Here is a 21,206-nt window from a genome sequence, read left to right on the forward strand (position 1 = left end):
ACAAAGGCCCTATTACAGGCATAGGATATATTTTCCTACTTTTGAACGCCAAAACAGCCCAAAATATGACAGTAAAACCGGAAACAGCCCAGATCAACATCGCCATAATTGACGATGAATTGATGAACCTAGAAATGCTGGGCTTCCTCATCAGGCAGTTGGGTTTTGGCACTACGGCCATCCAGCATAGCTTAGAGGCCATGGAAATTTTGGAAAAATCGGTCCCCGACCTACTTCTTTTGGACGTAAAAATGCCCAAAATGGACGGTTTTGAACTATGTTCCAAAATTAAGGAACATAGAAAATTGAAGGAAGTGCCAATTATTTTTATTACCGGACTGGACCAAACGGAAAACAAGATCAAGGGATTGGAACTTGGCGGAGTGGATTATATTACCAAACCGTTCAACCCCTTGGAGTTAAAGGCGCGGGTAAAGACCCACATTGAACTTTCCTTGGCGAAACGAAAAGTAGATGAACAGGCAAAAAAGCTCCAAGAAGATATTGCCATAAAGAACAGGATGTTTTCCATTATAGGCCACGACCTCCGCTCCCCATTAAGTGCCGCCAAGCTTAAAATGGACTTTATACAGCGAGGAATAATAGACCATACCTCCCCAAATTTTATTAACGGAACCGTTTATGAAATTTCAAGGACCATGGACGAGGCCTTAAACCTATTACAAAACCTATTGGGGTGGGGAAGATCGGAAAGTGGGCAAATTGAAATTATACCAGAGAAATTGGTACTGCACGATATGGTAGAAGAGACTTTTAGGCTTCTTAAGCTGCCCAGCGAACATAAAGAGATAACACTTATCAATGAAATACCCGAGGACACTTATGCGCAGGCCGATATGAATACCACCAAAACGGTCCTGAGAAATCTAATCTCGAATGCCATAAAATTCACGCCCAAACAGGGGACCATCAAGGTTGAAGTCGAGAACAAAGGAAAGTCGGTCTATATATCGGTTACCGATAACGGCCAAGGAATCGCCAAGGAGGACATAAAAAAAATACTGAATCCCAAGAAGCATTTTAGCCAACTGGGCACCGAAAAAGAGCCCGGAACGGGATTGGGGCTTATCCTATGTCAAATCTTCATCAAAAAGAACGGAGGAAAACTCACCATTGATAGCGAACCTGGGAAAGGCAGCTCCTTTACCTTTAACCTCCCCTTGGACCAAAACCTGACCTAAGCTACGGGTTCTGCAGCGACACCGCCACGCTTGGCACGTTCCCAATTCACGGATTGACTACCTTTAAGATATCTTCCCAAACCGAGATACACCGAAAGGTTCATGATAAAGAAGTAATAGGGCACGAACAAAACCTTGACCTTGATCTGTCGGTTTTCCAAAAACCAGCCCAATAGGGCGGCAGCATAGAAAAGCACCTGCCCCCAAAATAAAAGGGAATAGATGCCCAAGGAAAAAATACCTTCATTCAACGCCAAAACCAAATTTATTGGAATTAACAATAAAAGAAAAAAGGGCGTCAAGGTCCATCGCAATACCCTGTGGGATATGTATTGAAACGATAACGTCCCGTATTTAAAAATATTCAATAAGGGCGCCAACCGCACGACGGACTGCAACCCACCCGCAGAAATTCGCACTTTCCGTTTCAATTCTTCCTTTACGTTGGCGGAAGCCTCTTCAATGGCGTACGCTTCCGGGTTGTATTGAATGGTGTAGCCGGACATAGCCACGCGTAACGAGATCATAAAATCATCCAACAAGGTATCCTTTTCAACCTCCTGCCAAAGTTCCGTTCTAATGGCAAAAAGCTCGCCCGCCGCACCTACAACGGAATATAGTTCGGCATCCCATTTTTTCAATTGCGATTCGTATTTCCAGTACAAGCCTTCACCCGCACCCGCGGCGGCATCGGCCTCTTTGGAGTATATCCGTTTTTCCCCGGAAACACATCCAACCTTAGGATTTCTGAACAACCTTATGATCTCCTTAATGGCATCCTTTCCCAAGGTGGTATTCCCATCGGAAAAAATTACAATGGGCGTGTCCACAAAGGCCATCCCCCGATTCATAGCAGCAATTTTCCCATTCCGTTCCGGCTGATGCAAAACCTGCACCCCGTCATATTTTTTCAATAATCCAGGTGTACCATCATCGGAACCATCGGTCACCCAGAGTTGTTTTATTTTGTTTTGTGGATAGTTCAAGCTTTTGGAATTGTTGACCTTGGCATCCAGATACTCCTTTTCATTATAGGCCGCCACGAACAAAGTCACCTCGGGCTCATAGTCCTCGTTCTCCTCAAACTTTTTGTCCATGCCCAAAAGTCGCCTTACCTTAATCATGGCGAACAGTAGGATACCGTACCCCAAGTAGGAATAGAAAATGACGAATAATGCAATCCAAAAAAGAACCTCCAATGCTAACATGTTCATAAACTTTAAATGGCTATAGATTGTTTTTTCACTACCGATTCCCACTCCCCGGTGAGATGGTTGTATTGTTTGATGACCCGTGCCGGGTTGCCCACAGCTACGGAAAAGGGAGGGATGTCCTTGGTGACCACGCTTCCTCCGGCGATGATACAGTGCCTTCCTACCGTTACGCCGGCCACTATAGTCACGTTCGCACCGATCCAGGAGGCCTCTTCTATGCGGATCAGCGAGGTGGAAACCCCCTGTTCATGAATGGGCCGTGTAACATCCTCATAATTATGGTTCAATCCGGAAAGCACCACATTCTGCGCCAATCGAACATCGTTGGCAATATTAACCGGACCAATAAGGGTATTCCCCAACCCGATACGGGTGTTGTCCCCAATGATAACATGCCCTACACCGTTGTTTATGGTGGTAAAATCCTCAACAGTGGAGTTTCTGCCCAACTCAAAACGGTTCCAGGGAAGTACGTCCATACGAGTTCGCCGTCGGATTTTGGCTTCCCTTCCCTTTTTGTGGTAAAAGGGGTTTACGAACCACTGCACCCATAATCGAGGTCTTGCCTGTCCCCTGGGCACAAGGGCCCAGTGCACTAATTTCTTCAATGATGTACTTTGTTTTATGCTGTCTTTTAGTCCCATAATCAAGCCGATTTTTGAATGGCCTCGTAGATGGCCCCTACATTATTTTCCCATGTATGGCTTTTGGCAAATTCTATTCTAGACTTCTCCAATTCCGATGAATTTTCCTTCAGAGCCCTTTGGGCCAAGGTGATATATTCCTCTTTTGATTCCGCCAGATAGACATGGTCCTGGAACATTTCCATCGCCTTGGTGCGGGTAGCCAATACCGGTTTCCCCATGGCCAGGTACTCATCAATCTTTCTAGGGTAGTTTCCAATAGTCCAATCGTTGACCACCTGTGGGTTCATGGCAATATCGAAACCTTTCACGTATGCAGGTAGTTCCTTGGAGTCCTTACTTCCCAGAAAATATACATTGTCCATTTCATGCAAGGCACTATTACGAAAGGCATCGTCCTCAGGCCCCACCAATACAATGCTCCAATCCTTTTTCTTTTGGGCCATATATTCCAACAAACCAATATCCAAGCGCATTCCAGTCAAATAGCCCACATAGCCAATAATAGGTCCGGGGATATTGGTGAACTCCGTTGGGATAGGTATGTTGTTTTCTTCATCGTTGAAGAGGGACACATCACACCCTTGTCCCACCATAAAACTGTTTTTGTTGAACTTGGCCCCATATTCCGCATAAAGCGTAGAATTGTTCACGACAACATCGGCCTTTGTTATCAGCTGGGGTTCAATACGCTCGCCATGCCTTTTCCAATAGGGTACTTTTATCAGATAATCGCGAATATAGTACGTATAGGAACTTATTGGCAATAGCTCCTTAAGGTGAAAGCCCAAGAACATGGAGCTGTCGTTGAAAAGCAAAACATCCTTAAAGTCGAGGCGTTCCATGGCGGAACGTATGTCCTCTGCAAACAATCTGTTGTTCCTCTTGTTCAAGACTTTGAACAGGGAATGAGAGGGTACCCAGTTTATGGATTCGACCAAATTTTTTGGGTAAAGGTTCCAAAGATTTTTTCCTAATGGGACCAAATCCTCTTGCAACCCTTTTCGTACCTGAATCCTTTTTAATATCCTTTCTGAATTGGCCTCCCTATTTAGAGTGGCACGGTCCAAGGGAGGATTTACATACAACACCCTATTAAATCGGGAAAACTCGCTCGCAATGTTCTTGCAATTACTACCGATTTCGATATCCCAGGCCTGTATGCCTATCACTACAATATCCCTTCCCTTGATCATTGCGCAATCACGTTTTTATTTTCTTGATATACTTCCTGATATACTTCGTGGTAAATGGCCAATACCTCCGCTGCCATGGTACGCCACGAGAATTTTGCGGCACGCTCAATGCCTTTTTCGGCCAACATTGCCGCCAACTGCCTATCTTGAACCAGCATTTCCATGGCTTCGGTAATTTCCCATGGATGCAAGGGGTTGACTATCATGGCCGCATCCTCCCCGGCAATTTCCGGCATGGATGAGGTATTGGAGGTAATTACGGGCACTCCGCAGGCCATCCCCTCCAAAATGGGAATTCCAAAACTCTCCCGTAACGACGGATATAAAAACACGGTACATTGGCTGATAAGTGCCGGTAATTTGTCGTTGGGAACATAACCGGTCAAATGGATTCTTTTGCGAAGTTCCGGCCTGCCAAGGGTATCCAATATTTTTTGCAAGGCACGCTCCTCGTAGTCCAACATTACCAAGGTATAGGTATTGGGGTATTGATCGTTAAAGTCGGAAAAAGCCTCAATAACCCCCGGCGTATTTTTTTTGGGGTCCGTATTGCCCAAAAAGAAAAAGAATCTATCGGGTAAACCGTAATCCATCTTTACCTGCTGCAGTTCCGAACCGTTGGTTATCTTTTTAAAATGTTGCCCTACCCCATTGTAAACGGCGCATAGCTTTCCGTCCTTAAATCCGAAATATTGCTGAATCCGTTTTTTTTCATAGTTGGAAACAGTTATGACTTTTTTGCTTTGTCTCACTACGGATGGCACCACAAAACGCCTATACATATTCCCCAACTTTTGATACCAGGTACCATCCTTTTTAAAGAGACTGATACTCTCCAAGTAGATGATATCATGCAGGGTAGTCACTACTGGAATAGTGCTGTTAATGGGCCCTGTATTGCTGGTGCAATGGAGGATATCACAGCCTTCTCGTTCCGCCGCTTTGCGCAATTCAATCTGTTCCCATCCTGGGTATCCAAACGGGGATTTGAGTTCCACGACCTTAAAATTGGGAGTTTCCGGAATACAGGTATGGTCCACATCAGGTTTTACGAAAATGACATATTCGTTCTCACTATCTATCCTCTGGAGATTTTTGATCAATTCCAAAGCCACCATGTCCATGCCATGTTTCTTTTCCCTAAAAAGTCGTTGGCCTTCAATACCTATTTTCATCTTTTCTTAATTACTTTTTATAGTCCCATGCTGGGTATGGATAAATTTCTTGTTGGCACCCTTTAGCTTAAAAAGCGAAAGGAACATAACCCCAAATGCCTTTGGCAAGGTCCAAATGGCCCGCAATGTGGCCCCGTTATAAAATTTTTGGGGTACGGCCAACAAAAATGAAAGAACCGTAATCCCAAAAATCAGGTACCACGCCAAGGGTGAGACCAACAATATTAAAGCCTCTGAAAACACATCGAATAACAAATAACCCATAGAGATGAGCACCACCATGCCCAATAAAAGAATACGTGGCGGGGAAACCATTTGATAAACCTTATCGGCAAAATCGACATTCCCCCTTAAGAACAATTCCTTTAGCCCCGAGGCGGCGAAACGCCCGAAATACACAAATTGTGCGGAAAGCCATCGCTTTCTTTGATTTGAGAAAACATCGGTCTTTTGGACTTTTTCGTCCAATACGTAGGCATCCGCCAAATATTCAATGGTATTTCTGTTCTTAAGTAACTTCAATTCCAGCTCCTTATCAAACCCGCCCACGGCATTTACCTGTGCCATGGTCCTTTTGAAAAAATGATAATCAAAGGCCATCCCTGACCCGATCAAGGCCGAGGAAAGTCCCATCACCCTATGCCCTTTTCGAAAAATGTGGTTGTTCACTTCCTCACTTATGGCGTCCAAAATGGCAAAGGCCGTGTTGGTGTTTTTGGCCACACGATGTCCTTGCACAACCTTAAATCCTTTATTGAAGGCATCGTTCACTTTAGCGATGAAATCCCTTGCCATGATGTTATCCGCATCCAATACAAGGGCCACCTGATAATCGTCTCCCAAGAGCTCCATGGCCTTGTTGAGTGCCTTGGACTTGGTGCTTTTGTCAAAAGATACTTCCAAAACGGTCAAGGGCAGTTTTCTTAGGGATTCCAAGGTGGACCTCTCAAAGGAATCCGCAATGACAACAACCTCGAACAAATCCTTTGGATACTCCTGTTCCAACGCCCTTTGTGCCACTTCTACGATGACATTGTCCTCCTTATACCCAGGAATGAGCACGGCAAACTTACGTTCCCTGTTCATGATTCTTGCCCGATTTGGCGCCTTAAAGACTCCGGCCAGGGCAAAGATGAACACGTAGAAGGCAGCAAAGCCGAAATAGGCGATCAAGAGCACCTCCAAAATGTACGCTATGATTCTAAGAACATCCATATTGAGGGGCTACTTAGGAATTCACCAATGCCTTTATGGATTGGTCCTGCAACATATTATCGAAATACTCGATCGTTTTGATCAAACCGGATTTTAGGTCGACAGAAGGTTCCCAGTCCTTTAGTTTTTCTTTGGCCAGGGAAATGTCTGGTTTGCGTTGCATGGGATCGTCCGATGGTAATGGCAGGTGAATGATCTTTGATTTTGAACCCGTAATTTCAATGATATTTTGGGCGAGTTCCAGCATGGTGAACTCACCGGGATTCCCAATGTTTATGGGCCCGATAAAATCGTCATCGGTATCCATCATTTTTATCATTCCATCAACCAGATCGCTTACATATTGAAAACTTCGGGTCTGGGTTCCCTCCCCAAATACGGTAATATCCTTTCCTTGAAGGGCTTGCATAATAAAGTTGGAAACAACCCTACCATCGTCCGGTTCCATTCTAGGTCCGTAGGTATTGAAGATGCGAATGATCTTTACCAAGACGTCATTGGAATGGTGGTAATTGATGAACAGGGACTCCGCACATCGTTTCCCTTCATCATAGCAGGAACGGATCCCTATTGGATTTACATGGCCCCAGTAGTTTTCTGGCTGCGGATGTATTTCCGGATCGCCATATACCTCACTAGTAGAAGCCTGTAATATTTTGGCATTGATACGTTTGGCCAAGCCCAACATATTGATAGCGCCCAATACCGAAGTTTTTATAGTCTTTATAGGATTATGCTGGTAATGGACCGGAGAAGCCGGACACGCCAAATTATAGATTTCATCCACCTCGATAAAATAGGGCAAGGTTACATCATGCCTTATAAGCTCAAAGTATGGATTGTCCATAAGGTGCACTATTTTACTCTTTCTACCCGTAAAATAGTTGTCCATACAGACTACTTCGTTGCCTTCGCTCAACAGACGTTCGCAAAGGTGTGAGCCTACAAAACCTGCACCACCGGTTACCAATATTCTTTTCATGTCTTTATGTTTAAATTATTATGGCCGCTTATATCGCCTTTTTTACCGGAACCCTGTTAGCATTTTCGACGTTGACAGCTTCCCTTCCAATACTGAAATATTGAAAACCAAGTTCCCGCATTTCCTCTGGGTCGTATACGTTTCTTCCGTCAAAAATGAGCTTTTGGTTCATGATCTTCTCCAAGATCCTAAAATTGGGCATCCTAAATTCTGACCATTCGGTCACCAAAATCAATGCATCCACTTCGATACAGGCATCGTATTCGTCCTTGGCATACACAACGGTTTCGCCCAAACTATGTTTGGCCTCCTCCATAGCAACCGGATCGTATACACGTACCTGGGCACCCATGGCCTTTAACTGTTCTATGATTACCAAGGATGGTGCTTCGCGCATATCATCCGTTTTTGGCTTAAAGGAAAGACCCCAAATTCCAAATTGCTTACCATTCAAATCGCTTCCAAAATGCCCTTTTATTTTTTCCACCAATTTGGATTTTTGTCTGTAGTTGACATTTTCAACGGCTTTTAGGACCTCTAGGGAATGCCCATGTTCATCGGCCGTTCTAATCAAAGCCTGAACATCCTTGGGGAAACAGCTACCGCCATATCCAGTACCCGGATAAATGAATTTATTGCCAATTCTGGCATCTGAACCAATTCCTTTGCGAACCAAGTCCACATTGGCCCCGACCAGTTCGCAAAGGTTGGCAATATCGTTCATGAAACTGATTTTGGTGGCCAGCATGGAGTTTGCGGCGTACTTTGTCATCTCCGATGAAAAAATATCCATAAACAACAAGGGGTGACCGTTCATCAAGAATGGTTTATATAACCTTTTCATGGTCTTTTGAGCGCGTTCGTTTTCTATTCCCACGACAATTCTGTCCGGTTTAAGGAAATCATCCACAGCGCTACCCTCTTTTAAGAATTCTGGATTGGAGGCCACATCAAAGGGTATGTCCACTTTACGCTTGTCCAATTCCTCCTTTACCGCTTTTTTCACTTTAAAGGAAGTTCCAACTGGAACGGTACTTTTTGTAATGATCACTTTGTAGTCGTCCATGTGCTGGCCAATTTCCCTGGCGACGCCAAGGACATATTTTAAGTCGGCACTTCCATCCTCATCCGGTGGTGTTCCCACCGCAATAAAAACGGCATCACTGCCCTGTATACCCTTAGCCAAATTGGTAGTAAAGGTTATCCTACCCTTTTCCAAGTTTCTTGCCAAAAAATTATCCAGACCCGGTTCATAAATGGGAACTTCTCCATTTAAAAGCATCTGTACTTTTCTTTTGTCGATGTCCACACAGGTAACATCGATTCCGGTTTCTGCAAAACAGGTACCCGTAACCAAACCTACGTACCCTGTACCAACTACTGTTATTTTCATTTTGTTTGAATTGATTATTTTTGTAAATATATTCTTACATTTATTGAGGAAATAAATTATGTTGTATAACTGCCACAATATGTGGTGTATACTTTTTTATTATCTATTAAGGATTTCAGGATTTTTATACCACCCAATGACTCCTATTTTGTTAACTTGAAATGTGTCAGATTCCAAAAAATAGCATTAGAAAATGCCTTCAAATGTTCAAATTGACCTTTTAAAAGAAATGTGATAAGATTTTTGGGTATGGACACCACGGTCTGAAACAGCATGCTGAACCATAGATATTTGAAAGAAAAATTTCTTCTGGCAAAGACTATCCTATTCCTTGCGATATAGTATGTTTTAAGTGGACTGTTCTTACCCGTGGACAATGACTCCTTGTGAAGGATATATGACTTTGGTTGATAATAAATGGAATATCCCGCCCTTTTTATCATTTCGGCCCAGTCATGTTCCTCATAGTACAGGAAATACATTTCGTTCATCATGCCTACTTCTTCGATCACGTGTCCGGGCACCATCATGGCCGCTCCGTGAATGGAGGCTGTCACTCCTTCGGTATCATAACTTCCGTCATCCATTTTATGGTACCCGATACTTTGGTTCCTAATGGTCCATTTGTTCATGGGCGTATATCCGGCATATTGTATCTTGCTGGGGTCCCAATGAAATTTTATTTTGGGACTGACCATACCAATGCCGGTATCCTTTTGTAACGTTTCCACCAAAGGCTCCAAAAAGTGTTCCGGTACAATAGTATCATTGTTGATGAACAAAAGATAGTCTCCTTTCGCCACTTTCACCCCTAGGTTATTTCCGCCCGCAAAACCTAGGTTTTCTTCGCTCGTGATCAACATAATTTCTGGGAAGGTCTCCTTGATTATGGACGGGTCATCATTGGGCGAAGCATTGTCCACCACAATCACCTCAACATTTTTGTAAGTAAGGTGCCTGAGTGAAGTCAAAAGATCGATGGTTACCTGTGATTCATTATAATTCACGGTAATAATAGATACGAGTGGTAGGTTATTGTTCATGGGGAAATTAGATTTGGTACATCCCTTTCTTTCCGGTATCGAAAATAAAGGGCTTTAGTTATTTTTTTAATTCACTGTCGACGAATGGTCGTTTGCCATATTTGAGCAATTCGTTTTACTGGTTAAGCCGCAAGGGCCTTTTTCTCTATATGTTCCTCGTTCTCCAACAACCCCTTCTCCTCCAGGATTTTTCTATCCAGTTTGGGGGCTATGAACATAAATACCATGCCCGTATACATCAGGATACATGTTGGAAACTGACCAAATACTCCGTTTCCATAAGATGCCAACATAATACCCGCCATTCCGCAGACCAAGGCCGTAATTTGACCTTTTAGCCAGACATCCCTAATCTTGTACATAACATTGTAGGCTCCGGTGACCAATATGAAAAATAATATGAAAAGATGGAGATAAAGCCCCACAATACCGGTATCCGCCCAAACAGCCACGAACCAGCTATCCGTTGCCGTGTTGGCCAAAAAGGTATTTGGGGAAAAGCGCTTGCCCCAATTTCCGGTGGAGCCAATACCCCCGCCCAAGGGTCTTGTGGCCAAATAGCCCCTGAGCTTTTCCTGATTTATCCTTCGCATTTCAAGGGATGCGTCATTGGGGTCGAAGGCCGTGCGCATACGTCTTATCTGATCATTGTCATTTCCTATGGTGGTATACTTAAAGAACACGAATATCCCAATCCCCATGAGCACCCCCATGATGATGCTGGGCATATGTTTTCGGACCAAAATGAACATGACGCCCCCCATGGCAGGAACTGCAATGGCACCCCTGGTTCCAGAAATCATCATTCCCAAGAGTCCGGCCATGGCCACGAGTCCACAAAAGACCTGAAACTTTCTATTTTTTGCGAACAGGGCCAAAATACCAAACACCACACCGGTATGACCTTGGGAGGCCCCAAATTGGCCAGCATCGGAATAAAAGGAAAAGATGCGCAATTTCCCGAAAAGGATATGGGTCACATCGCCACCGGCATCCAACCAGGCCTGTTCCCACTTATCCACCCCAAAGATGAGCTGTTGCATCCCTTTTAGGGTGGCCATAAATGAAAGTACGCCCCAGATGATAAAGAACAGATGCAAGTCCTTATGCTTGTTGAACAATATAAAGACCAAGGGAACGAACAACCATTGGTAAAGGGCCAAACCTCGCATGGCATAGAACCAGGCAGCCACACTTACGGCTTCGGGATTTACGATCTGTAGTACCGCGTAACCGAACCAAACAGAAACCAACAACGTCAGTTGTGAACTTGCCCTACTCCAAGGAACCTTGATTTTAAAGGCCTTAAAGAACAAGGAAAGGTACATGAGCACCATGATGCCATCCATGAGCAATCCCCAGGTCATGGGAATATACCTGCCGATACCCAATACAAAAAAGTTGAAAATAAGTATGGTAATAATGCCGATTCTAGGATTTATAAAAAGCGCACCCACATACATGGCGACCAAAGGAAGTACCAGAACGGCCAAAGCGGCCACGATACCCTTTGTTGCCGTAAGGTAGGAGGTTATCAATATCACGGACAGTAGCAATGCCACGGGCAAAGGCTTCCGTAAGTGATCGGGACCATGTGTAGTTAAAAACGGATTCATGGGGCCCAATTGGATTTTAAATTTTTTAGGAAAAGGATGCTTTCCAGAAACATTTCCCTGATTTGAATCTGAAGTTCCTTTCGTACATAAAAGAACCCGAGAAAGATTCCCAAGAGCGTAAAAAACACCGTGCCAATGGCAACAGCTATCAAGCTTTTGAAAACGAAAACGGCCAACAAATCCACCAAAATATTGGCCGAAGCCATGAACAATACTTTATAAAGGTTGTATTTGGGTTTGTTCAAACTGTCCAACAAAACCCCCGTAAAACGGTCAATGGGCAATAACAGGACATACACGGTAAATACCCTAAAAATAGCGGCCAATAAGGGAAGTGATTCCCGGTATTCCGTACCTCCCAGTAGCAAGATCAATTCTTCCGCGAATACGAAACTGACAAGTGCCACGGGAAGGAACAACAAGGTCACCGCCCCGGAATAGGTGTAAAAAATACTTCGGGCACCTAAAATATCGCCTTCCAAACATTTTTTGGACATCCTTGGATAGGCCGTCATGGAAAAACTATGCAGGGGAATACCCAGTAAATCTGTCAATTTAAGCGGGATGGCATACATGGCGATTCCGGCGGAGCCCAAAAAAGGACTAAGGCCGATAATAAAAGTATCCGCACTTTTTAATAGACTGGAACTGATCAGGGTTCCCATGGAATATTTACCAAAATTCACCAAGCGTCTTTCAACATCCCTCCGAGCATAGCCCAAGAAAAAGAGTCCATCCCACTTTTTTAGGGTACACGCCACGCCGGAAATAAAGTTCACCGCTATGTTCACCACAATAATGGCGGTAAGTCCATAATGGAAAAACCAATAGTTGAAAACAAGGAATATCAAGAACAGAACCACATTGGACAGACGTACGTACATCATCCTTCTAAAATTCTGTTCTGCCTGAAAAAGGGCCAAGGCATTGTTCCAACTTAAATTTGCCAAGGCCAATAAGGGATACCAAACAAGAAATAGATAGTAGCCCCGGGCAAGTTGAATTTGCCCTGTTTTCACAAGAAAAAGAAAGCCCCAGCATAGCACCGAAATACCGAGTACAAGTGCAAGATTTATCCTGAAGGTAGCGCCCAACAGCCGTTTTCTCAATAGTTCATCGGCACCGGAAAGCTCCCTAACCGCAGCGGTTCTGGTTAGACCAAACCGCAATAGATCCACGAAAGTCGCCAGGGTGATAAAAAGTACCCAATCCCCAAAGGACTCCTTAGGCAATTGCCGTGTCAACAATACAAAACTCAGAAGACCTGAAAAGGCCACGCTAACGTTGGACAACAACGAAGCAAGGTTTTTTTCCCTTCCCAATTTTAATAGTTTACGTATCATTAGGCAATGGATCTTTTATTGAAAAACCGGAATTGAACTACCTGTTTCATAAATTTTCTGAACAAGGACCGTTTTTTGGGCAGCTCCCCAAGGACGGTCTCCATTTCCAAGACCTTGACTCCGTTTAGAATGATGGTAGGCTCCGGCCCCGTGGTGGCCTCATTAAAGAGCCTAAGCGCATTTTTATCCGCTTCGCTCCATGCGCGGTTTGCGCGAGTAACCAAAAAAGTATAGTCCATGGTGGAAGCAAGCTTCACTGGAAACGGGTTCTTGATGATACCCGGAATCTCCAACACCACAAAATCGAACAGGGAATAATCCTGAATGGAATCACCGCTATCGAATTCATGGATTTCAGAAATCTTGTATAACCTGTCATTCACCGGATAGATGATTTTTTGGTAGTATTCGCTTTGAATTCCCAAGTCCTGTACATCGTACGTGATGTGCAACACCTTATAATCCAGTTCACAGAGCTTGGTAATCAAATTCTTGCAGATAAAGGACTTGCCTTCATTTTCTTGGGTGGAGAACAACATATTGACCACCGGCTTCTCCATATCGGATTTTTTGTACTGGTTCAATAAAACGTTCCGGGATATCGCATTTACGGCCTTGTTTTGAATAAACCCATAGTCAATACCTTTATCCTCCAAGTTGATGACCGGAAAGATGGAGGATACACTAAGTTCTATCTTATCCTCCGCCCTGGCCGCCGTATTGATATTGCTGTCCAAAAATTCCAACAGGAAGATGACGATAACGACCAGTAAAAAGCCCACAATTCCTGCAACCGCTACCAGCATCATTCGCTTGCTTGGTTTTGGGTTTATGGGATAGTAGGGAACTTCGGTAAGTTTTATATTGGATTTTAGTTCCACGTTCTGCTGTTTCAATTTGGCCAATCCCAAACTGTGCAACAAGCTTAGGTATTCCCGCTCCGCAATGTCGATTTTTCGCTCCAGGCGCTTCATGGTCGCTCCAAGGGGTGAAAATTTCTTGTAAAGCTCCTCAAACTCAAGGCGCTTTTGCTCCATTACCTGTAATTGTGCGTTATACCCTTCATATTCGATGGTATTCTGTAGCCAGGTTGCCAGAATGTTTGTGGATGCCACACTTTTATTATCGTAATCGGTTTGATAGAGATCTTCAACTTGCGTGGCTAGTTTTGCCTCAATTTCCGCAACCTCCTTCATTTTTTGAGTTATCCTATTGGAATCTGATGTAGCCAAGGTGGAATCCTTTTTCATGCCCAAACTTCCCATGGATATCTCAAAATTTAAAAGGGAGAGTTTCTTGCGGAGTTCCATGATGTTCTCACTGGCGATCCGCTTTTTTTCATGGGTGGCCAACTTCGACTCCAATTCATCCAAAATAGCCTTGGATGCATGGAACTTTCGATATATTTCAAAATACTTTATCTCAAATTCCTCCTTCTCCGCGGCTATATGCTTTGTCTGTTCGTTATAGTTGAAAATATTATGAGTCCTATTGAAATCCAGCAACTCATCCTCGGCTTCCTTTAAATGGGCGGTCGAATTGTTGAGTTGTCCCTCAAAGTATTTCACCACGGCATCGGATTGGTTTACCTTGATATCGGCATTTAGCTTAACGAACACCTCACATAGTATCAATAATGTGTTTTGACAAATTGCGGCATCATCGGATTCATATTGGATATCCACAAAATCGCTATTAGAAATTCTGTTGAGACCTATTTTCGCCGATATTTTTTCGATACTATAATCCGGATGGTCCAAATTTATTAGCTTGTAGATATAGTTGGAATGGCCGGAATCCTTCATGGCAACAAAGTTCTCCAAGGTCTTTTCCACGTCGCCCTTTACCACCAAGTCCTTTACTTGCTGCGGAACTTCCTCCAAAAGGGATTCATATTTTTCCGCGGAAATAATTTTGGGATTGGATTCACCCAAGGCCATATGCTGGGCAAAAAGATGGAGTCCTACCACTTCTATCGTGGTCCTTGCCTTGATGAGGTTCAACAAGTTGTCATAGGCGGTATTGGCCGCCCTAAAATCTATTTTGGTGTCCTCCAATTCTATGGTGGAACCCGATGCGATTCCCGTATATACCCTTGCCTTGGTATTATAGGTCTTGGGTTGGTCCATGGTCAAATAGAATACCATGGCCGCCAAAATAATGGGCATGCCGATCAGGAGGCCTATGTGCCTCATTAAAAGACGGACGAAAAAAAGTAGGTTAAACTTCATTATATATCAAAATCCGCGCCCGTAATATTTTCCAATGCCATGACCGCGGCCACAAAATCCGAGCGTTGTAGTTCGTAATTCATGGATGCCTGGTTCATCATCTGCTGTAAACGGGTGTACTCCGTAACCGAAATGACCCCGTTGGTAAAGTCTTTTTCCGCCCTTAGAGACTGTACCCTAAAAGTGTCCACAATTGCATTGGCCAAAAAGAACATGCGATGAACTTTCAACAGATCGTTATAAAGTATGGTGACCTGTTGTTCCAGTTCCATTTCTGCCACTTCGGTTTCATAGCGTGCTTTTTCAGCCTCGCCTTTGGCACTTAAGATTTTTGCCCTTCTGTTGATGATGGCCGATAGGGGTAAACGAACCGATACACCAAGCTGATACCTGCTCTGTTCCGTAGAGAACAAAGCCTGACTTTGGGGATCACCCGCAATTTGGGAATTGCTCAGGTTGTCAAAAATGCCGTAGTTGTATCCGGCCTCCAGATTGATATACTGTAACCAGGCACGTTGTTCAAAGGAAACAACGCCATCCCTATATTGCTGTTCGTTGAGAGTTACCTTTAAAAAAGGGGAATGCTCCTTGGCCATCACGACCAAAGAATCCAAAGGTGGCAGTTTTTTGCTGATATCGTTGACCTCAAGACCATTGGCAATGAAGTCGTTGATATCCTGGGCCATTGCCATCCTCGCGATCAATAAAAACATATAGGGAAGGGTACGGCGCAGAAACTGCGCGGTACACTTCCTATCAAAATCAGCAATTATATTATTATAGGGTATTTTCAATTTCCAACGCTTTTAGAGTGGTCTTTACTGTTTCGTCTTGGGGGTAAAATCTATCGTTACAAAATGGAAAGGGCCTACCCGGTTCCCTGGCCGGTGGTAAGGCCGTGTGGACCGATATGGGTACATATTTGAATTTTCCGGAGTTGTTCAGGGCGATGGCTACCATACCATCATCGCAACCGGATACTACTTTTAAATCTGTATTGTAGCCAAATTTTAGCATTGCTTCCCTTCGATACGCCATGGCCACCGCACGTATATGCTTTATCCGTGAGGAAAATCCAAGGGACAGTTTGGTCCTGAAATAGTGCACTTTTGCCCAATTCCTTAGCCGCATCTTCAAAGGGAGCTGGAAATCCTGTTGGTAGCTTTGTGATATGGAATAGCACAGTACCAACTTGGGATCTTTGTAAAAGGGCAATACCATCTTGTCAATATAATATGGATCATAAATACTATCCGGGTCCATGGTACAGACAATTTCTCCCTTCGCTTCCTCCAAACCCTTTTGTCTAGAATGCGTTATTCCCTGATTTTCTTCGTGGACTACCTTGGCCCCCACCATTTTCAAAATGTCCTTTGTGGCCACATCCGCATTGTTATCTATAAAAATGACCTCGTACGGCAAAATGGTCTTTAGGTTGGAAAGGGAAAACATATGGGCCAATATGGTTTCCTTGGCCCTAAAAACCGGTATCAAAAGACTGGCCATGGGTTGCTCCACCTTGCCCAAAAGCTCAAAGTAGCGGGTAATGTGATTCAAATCCGCTGGGGAAAGATCTTCTGGAAGCTTTCCAAAATATTTTTTATAATCCGTAACGTTCATGGGAATGACGGTTTTTAAACCCTATCCGTACTAAGAATATAGTCCGTTTTGGTGGCATGCATGATTTTTGAGATATTGGGATTATGCCGACCGATAATGTGTATCACCTTGTTATCACCGGCCACTTCCCTATAAAAACGCTCAAAGAAGTGTGCAGCGGAAGAATCCATTTCCGTTACCCTTTCGATACTTACAAAAAGGCTTTCGGTTTTCTCCAAAACAACTTGAAAGTAGGTTCTTAAAATGCCCAGATTTTGGGAAGTTACGCGACCGCTTATTTCAAAAAGTCCGTTTTTGTCTTCTATTCGTAATGCCATGGTTCTTTATTTTTGATTCATTTTGTTTGATTCCCATTTTTTGTAATAGGAAGTAAGCTTGTGGTCCGTTAATTATTTACACGTTTTCCTTTTGGAATACGGCCCTGAACGTTCTAAGTATGATCCACATATCATACAAGAATGCGCGCTTGCTATTGGCATATTCTACGTACTTAACATCCAGTTGTTTTCGTTCCTCCGGGGACATTTTAGAAGTTCTTCCCCGGGCCTCTACTTGCCATAGACCTGTAATTCCCGCTGGGCCATTGAAACGTTCCGTCCATTCGTCCGTAGTCAACATTTCTGCTTCGTACAGGGGCAAAGGCCTATTCCCAACAATGGACATATCGCCCTTGAGTACATTGATCAATTGGGGAAGTTCATCGATACTCAATTTCCTGATAACCTTTCCTACTTTGGTAATTCTGGGATCGTTATCGAACTTGACAAAAGCACTTTCCGTTTCCTTTCTTTTCTTCTCGTTAAAGGCAAGCTCTTCTATTTCAGTATCATCGCCATAAAGCTTGATGCCGTTGGAAAGGGTAATTTCCTCCAAGTAGGCATCTTCGCCCTTTGCATCCTCGTGTACATATTGGTTTAGGTGCTGGAATTCCTTCAAGCGCTTATCGGCATCCGGATACATAGACCTCAATTTTAGGAAATTGAAAATTCGATATCCTGTTCCCACCCGTTTTGAAATGTAGTATACCCTTCCTTTGGATTCCAACCGTATGGCCAAAATGACCAAAAGAAGAAATGGGGCCGCGATCAAGAGTACACCTCCGGCCAATACGATATCAAAACTGCGTTTCCAAAAGCCTATTTTATATCTTTTGGAGCTTTTATTGGTGGATATTTTATTTTGTAACAGATTTGACTTTAATTCCCTCAGGAAAGAAACCCTTTCCAAAATCTGTTGCATACCCACGGGATAGACGAAAAAATCATCGAAGCCATGTTCTATGGCCAACTGTTTTTCCTTTTTGCCCAGTGCCCTACCCAAAAGGATAAAGGGTATTTTCTGTTCAGGATCAAAAGTATCCGTAACGTATTCCTTAAAGGCGACCATACCATCGTCGTACAATCCAAAATCACAAAGAATGGCATCTAAGGCGTTATGGGAAAGGTTCCACTTTTTGTCCTTGTAGCTCCCTTGGCCATGGATCCACTTTATGGCCTTTTCAACATTATCTACCATATGTATGGAGGTACTTTCTTCCTTCTTATGGATTTCCTTCATCAACACCTCATAACTTCCTATGTATAGTAAAACCGTAGTCTTTTCCGTAGTCACCTCCATTCTTACTGCATTATGAGTTTGTCCACACGTATCAACAATTCCTCGGGATTAAAAGGTTTTACCATATAATCCTGAGCGCCCAGTTTAAGGCATTTTATTCTATCGGCACTGCTTTCACGACAACTGAGCACGATGATAGGAATGTCTGAAAATAACCCTGAGCCCTTTACCTTTTCAATAAACACGAAACCATCCATTTCTGGCATCTCCAGGTCCGTAATAATAAGGTCCGGCAAATTTCCCTTTTGCAACCAGGTAAGGGCTTCCAATCCATTTTCTTTGGTGGTAACTTGGTAGGATTGCCCCAAGAATTGTGCTACAAGCTCACTTAGAGACTGCTTGTCGTCTATGACTAAAATTTCCATAACATTACATTTGTAGGTTTATTAAATAACGAAATGTAGGATTTATATTACCTTTTAATTTTGGATTTGTTGTAAACCCATGGCATATAGTTGCCATTACCTATAAAGTAGTTGACAGTATTTTCCTACTTATGCGATTCGAATCGATTTTTGAAGGTTATCCCGTCTCAAGAGGAATAGAGAAAAAGCCGATACGCATATCGGCTTTTAAAGACTCGGGGGAAACTACCTGTTGTAGTTTTCTTTTAAGGGGCTACGGGCGTTCTTGTACTAACGATTATTTCCTTTCCGTTGATGACCACATCACAGATCTGATATATTTTTAGCGTTTTTGAGACTTCCAAATAGCCAAGGGATTTTCTAATTTTATTGCCTTTTTTCATTATAGTAGTGGTTTGATTTGACAACAAATGTAGCACCCGTTCCCAGTTTTATGGGGCCGTTAAGGATGAATGGTCTAAATACTGTAGATGAATGGGAATAAACTATGGATAAATAAAAGTTCCGTGCCAAAATTGCGATATGGAATTCGTCTATCCTATAATAAGTACGCTATTCTTTGATGATGTCCATTTTTCGCAATAGGAAGGATGCGTTCATATTTTGACAAATGCCCTTCTTAAAAGTATAGTCAAAATAAAGCTCATTATCAACTATCTCTGCATCAAAATAGTAGTTCTTAATTTGGGACAGTTCCTTGGCCACTTCGCACAGGCTTAGATCATGGGTGGCAATGATGCCCGAAGCACCGGAGGACACCAAACGCTCCACGAATTTTCTGGATCCAATTGCCTTATCCGTACTATTCGTTCCTTTGAGGATTTCATCCAAAACGACAAAATAGGTATCCTTCTGTATTTCGTCCACTATAAACTTGAGCCTCTTCAGTTCTGAAAAGAAATAGGAGGCGTCATCCGTCAAGGAATCTGAGGTGCGCATGCTGGTTATCAGTTTCATAGGACTATACTCCATGGATTCGGCACAAACAGGCAGCCCAATGTTGGCCATTACGATTTGCAAGGAAACGGTTCTCAAGAAGGTACTTTTTCCCGCCATATTGGCGCCCGTGATGATAAAGAAATCGGTCTTACCTATTTCATAATCGTTCAACACACATTTTTTGGGGTCCAACAAAGGATGCCCAGCCTGCCGAGATTTTATACAAATCCCGTTTTCCCTTAGAATAGGAAAGGTATATGCAGGATGGTTAAAAACGAAGTTCCCCATGCTGTTATAGGCATCGAAAAAAGCAATACAGTTGAACCACCTCCCAACAGACCCGCCATGATCGTCCATCCACTTTTCTACCTTAAAGGCCGTATGCAGTCCCCTTAGAAATAATCCGTTTCCAAAAATGAGATATAGCAGATTGTTGTTTTGGTCCAAATCTGCCAATAACCCGGCAAACGCTTTCAATACTACCGATGTCCTCTTGCCATGGCTTCGTATCTCCGATTGCTTTTCAATCAATAGGCCCGCTTTAAATTCTTGGAATTCTATAGCTCGCAACAAGTGGTTGTACTGTTCAAATAGCGATTGGACTTTTCCCGTGCCGGAAACGAGCTTGGTCATTTTTTTGGTGTATACACCCGTAATGACCAACCCCAACATCAACCAATAGAACAAAACCGATGCAGGGAGATATCCCAGAAGTAACAAGACAAAGAACAAGACACTTAGACCGGAAAATACCCAAGGTAACACCCGCATGATTCCAGGAACAAAGGGTGTATAATTTAAAATCCAATGCAACGCTGTTTGGGTGGTCACCTCCGGACTTGTCAGGGAGGCGGTGGCGGAAAAGTCCTGACGCCAATCGGGAATTTGGGCCAATTCCTTGAGGGCTTCCTGTTTTCCTACGATACGGTCCGTAGTATTCTCCTTTAAAATGGACGCCAGGAGTTGACCGCCCTCTAAAAGACTGGTCCTGTTCAAATACTGATAAAAAGAACCTTTTCCAAAAAGGTCTATATCCTGACTGTAAAAATGGGTGTCGTCCCTAAATTCCCATCCGGCCGGGAGGTCTTTAAAATCCCTATTTAGCACCTTGATTTCGGTTTCGTTAAGGGAAATCAGCTTTTTAAGCTTGTCCCTTTTGTACTGTAAATCTGTATGCCTAGAGACCAAATAAAGAAAAATAGCAATGGCTACGACCATCACTACAAGGACCATCCTGGTATTCCCATATAAAAAATAAACACCAACTACCGCAAGCATGAAAACGACCAAACGGACGGTGCTTGAGGCGAGCAATTTCTTCTTCACCATTTCCAACTGCCCCTGGTACGATTTTATTTCTTCCTGATAAAAAGATAGAGGATCCCTCATGCCATTGCTTACTTCTGGAGTT

General features: G+C 43.4%; 19 protein-coding genes. 1 reads left to right on the plus strand and 18 read right to left on the minus strand.

Annotated features, from left to right (window positions below; translation table 11 throughout):
* Positions 1-65: 65 nt before the first annotated feature.
* A complete protein-coding gene (locus tag BFP75_RS04925; RefSeq protein WP_099543871.1) occupies positions 66-1,202 on the plus strand; it encodes a hybrid sensor histidine kinase/response regulator in 1,137 nt (378 codons plus the stop codon).
* Here the strand turns inward: BFP75_RS04925 and BFP75_RS04930 are convergent.
* From BFP75_RS04930 to BFP75_RS05010, 18 genes are all read right to left on the minus strand, one after another.
* Positions 1,199-2,410, minus strand: coding sequence for a glycosyltransferase family 2 protein (locus tag BFP75_RS04930; protein ID WP_240531698.1), 1,212 nt, complete (start codon positions 2,408-2,410; stop codon positions 1,199-1,201). The genes BFP75_RS04925 and BFP75_RS04930 overlap by 4 nt on opposite strands.
* 11 nt (positions 2,411-2,421) lie before the next feature.
* Positions 2,422-3,060: an acyltransferase gene (locus BFP75_RS04935; protein WP_099543875.1), complete on the minus strand. Its 639-nt coding sequence runs from the start codon at positions 3,058-3,060 to the stop codon at positions 2,422-2,424.
* Between the two features lie 2 nt (positions 3,061-3,062).
* Positions 3,063-4,256, minus strand: coding sequence for a glycosyltransferase (locus tag BFP75_RS04940; protein WP_099543877.1), 1,194 nt, complete (start codon positions 4,254-4,256; stop codon positions 3,063-3,065).
* Entirely contained in the window at positions 4,253-5,431 is a 1,179-nt protein-coding gene (locus tag BFP75_RS04945; RefSeq protein WP_206073486.1) for a glycosyltransferase family 4 protein, read from the minus strand. The genes BFP75_RS04940 and BFP75_RS04945 overlap by 4 nt, the downstream gene beginning before the upstream one ends.
* Before the next feature lie 6 nt (positions 5,432-5,437).
* Positions 5,438-6,646, minus strand: coding sequence for a glycosyltransferase (locus BFP75_RS04950; protein ID WP_099543879.1), 1,209 nt, complete (start codon positions 6,644-6,646; stop codon positions 5,438-5,440).
* Between the two features lie 13 nt (positions 6,647-6,659).
* Positions 6,660-7,628 (minus strand): UDP-glucuronic acid decarboxylase family protein, encoded by a 969-nt coding sequence (locus BFP75_RS04955; RefSeq protein WP_099543881.1) that lies wholly within the window; start codon positions 7,626-7,628, stop codon positions 6,660-6,662.
* 28 nt (positions 7,629-7,656) lie between these two features.
* Positions 7,657-9,021, minus strand: coding sequence for a UDP-glucose dehydrogenase family protein (locus BFP75_RS04960; RefSeq protein ID WP_099543882.1), 1,365 nt, complete (start codon positions 9,019-9,021; stop codon positions 7,657-7,659).
* A gap of 143 nt (positions 9,022-9,164) precedes the next feature.
* A complete protein-coding gene (locus tag BFP75_RS04965; protein WP_099543885.1) occupies positions 9,165-10,064 on the minus strand; it encodes a glycosyltransferase family 2 protein in 900 nt (299 codons plus the stop codon).
* A gap of 122 nt (positions 10,065-10,186) precedes the next feature.
* The gene (locus tag BFP75_RS04970) at positions 10,187-11,680 is read right to left on the minus strand and encodes an O-antigen ligase family protein (RefSeq protein WP_099543887.1); all 1,494 of its coding nucleotides are present in this window, start codon (positions 11,678-11,680) and stop codon (positions 10,187-10,189) included.
* Positions 11,677-13,023 (minus strand): oligosaccharide flippase family protein, encoded by a 1,347-nt coding sequence (locus BFP75_RS04975; protein ID WP_099543889.1) that lies wholly within the window; start codon positions 13,021-13,023, stop codon positions 11,677-11,679. The genes BFP75_RS04970 and BFP75_RS04975 overlap by 4 nt, the downstream gene beginning before the upstream one ends.
* A complete protein-coding gene (locus tag BFP75_RS04980) occupies positions 13,023-15,218 on the minus strand; it encodes a GumC family protein (RefSeq protein WP_123803324.1) in 2,196 nt (731 codons plus the stop codon). The genes BFP75_RS04975 and BFP75_RS04980 overlap by 1 nt, the downstream gene beginning before the upstream one ends.
* A gap of 35 nt (positions 15,219-15,253) precedes the next feature.
* Positions 15,254-16,048 (minus strand): TolC family protein, encoded by a 795-nt coding sequence (locus BFP75_RS04985; RefSeq protein WP_099543893.1) that lies wholly within the window; start codon positions 16,046-16,048, stop codon positions 15,254-15,256.
* Positions 16,032-16,874 (minus strand): glycosyltransferase family 2 protein, encoded by an 843-nt coding sequence (locus BFP75_RS04990; protein ID WP_099543895.1) that lies wholly within the window; start codon positions 16,872-16,874, stop codon positions 16,032-16,034. Before BFP75_RS04990 ends, BFP75_RS04985 begins: the two co-directional genes overlap by 17 nt.
* Positions 16,875-16,888: 14 nt before the next feature.
* A complete protein-coding gene (locus tag BFP75_RS04995; protein ID WP_099543897.1) occupies positions 16,889-17,191 on the minus strand; it encodes an STAS domain-containing protein in 303 nt (100 codons plus the stop codon).
* A gap of 76 nt (positions 17,192-17,267) precedes the next feature.
* Positions 17,268-18,491 (minus strand): sugar transferase, encoded by a 1,224-nt coding sequence (locus BFP75_RS05000; RefSeq protein WP_206073488.1) that lies wholly within the window; start codon positions 18,489-18,491, stop codon positions 17,268-17,270.
* Positions 18,492-18,493: 2 nt separating this feature from the next.
* Positions 18,494-18,856: a PleD family two-component system response regulator gene (locus BFP75_RS05005; RefSeq protein WP_099543899.1), complete on the minus strand. Its 363-nt coding sequence runs from the start codon at positions 18,854-18,856 to the stop codon at positions 18,494-18,496.
* A 245-nt stretch (positions 18,857-19,101) separates the two neighbouring features.
* On the minus strand, positions 19,102-19,239 hold the full coding sequence (locus tag BFP75_RS21720) for a hypothetical protein (RefSeq protein WP_165776546.1): 138 nt from the start codon (positions 19,237-19,239) through the stop codon (positions 19,102-19,104).
* A gap of 169 nt (positions 19,240-19,408) precedes the next feature.
* Entirely contained in the window at positions 19,409-21,184 is a 1,776-nt protein-coding gene (locus tag BFP75_RS05010; RefSeq protein ID WP_099543901.1) for a MutS-related protein, read from the minus strand.
* Between the last annotated feature and the right edge of the window lie 22 nt (positions 21,185-21,206).

It is taken from the genome of Maribacter sp. 4G9 (assembly GCF_002742265.1).
Taxonomy (GTDB): Bacteria; Bacteroidota; Bacteroidia; order Flavobacteriales; family Flavobacteriaceae; genus Maribacter.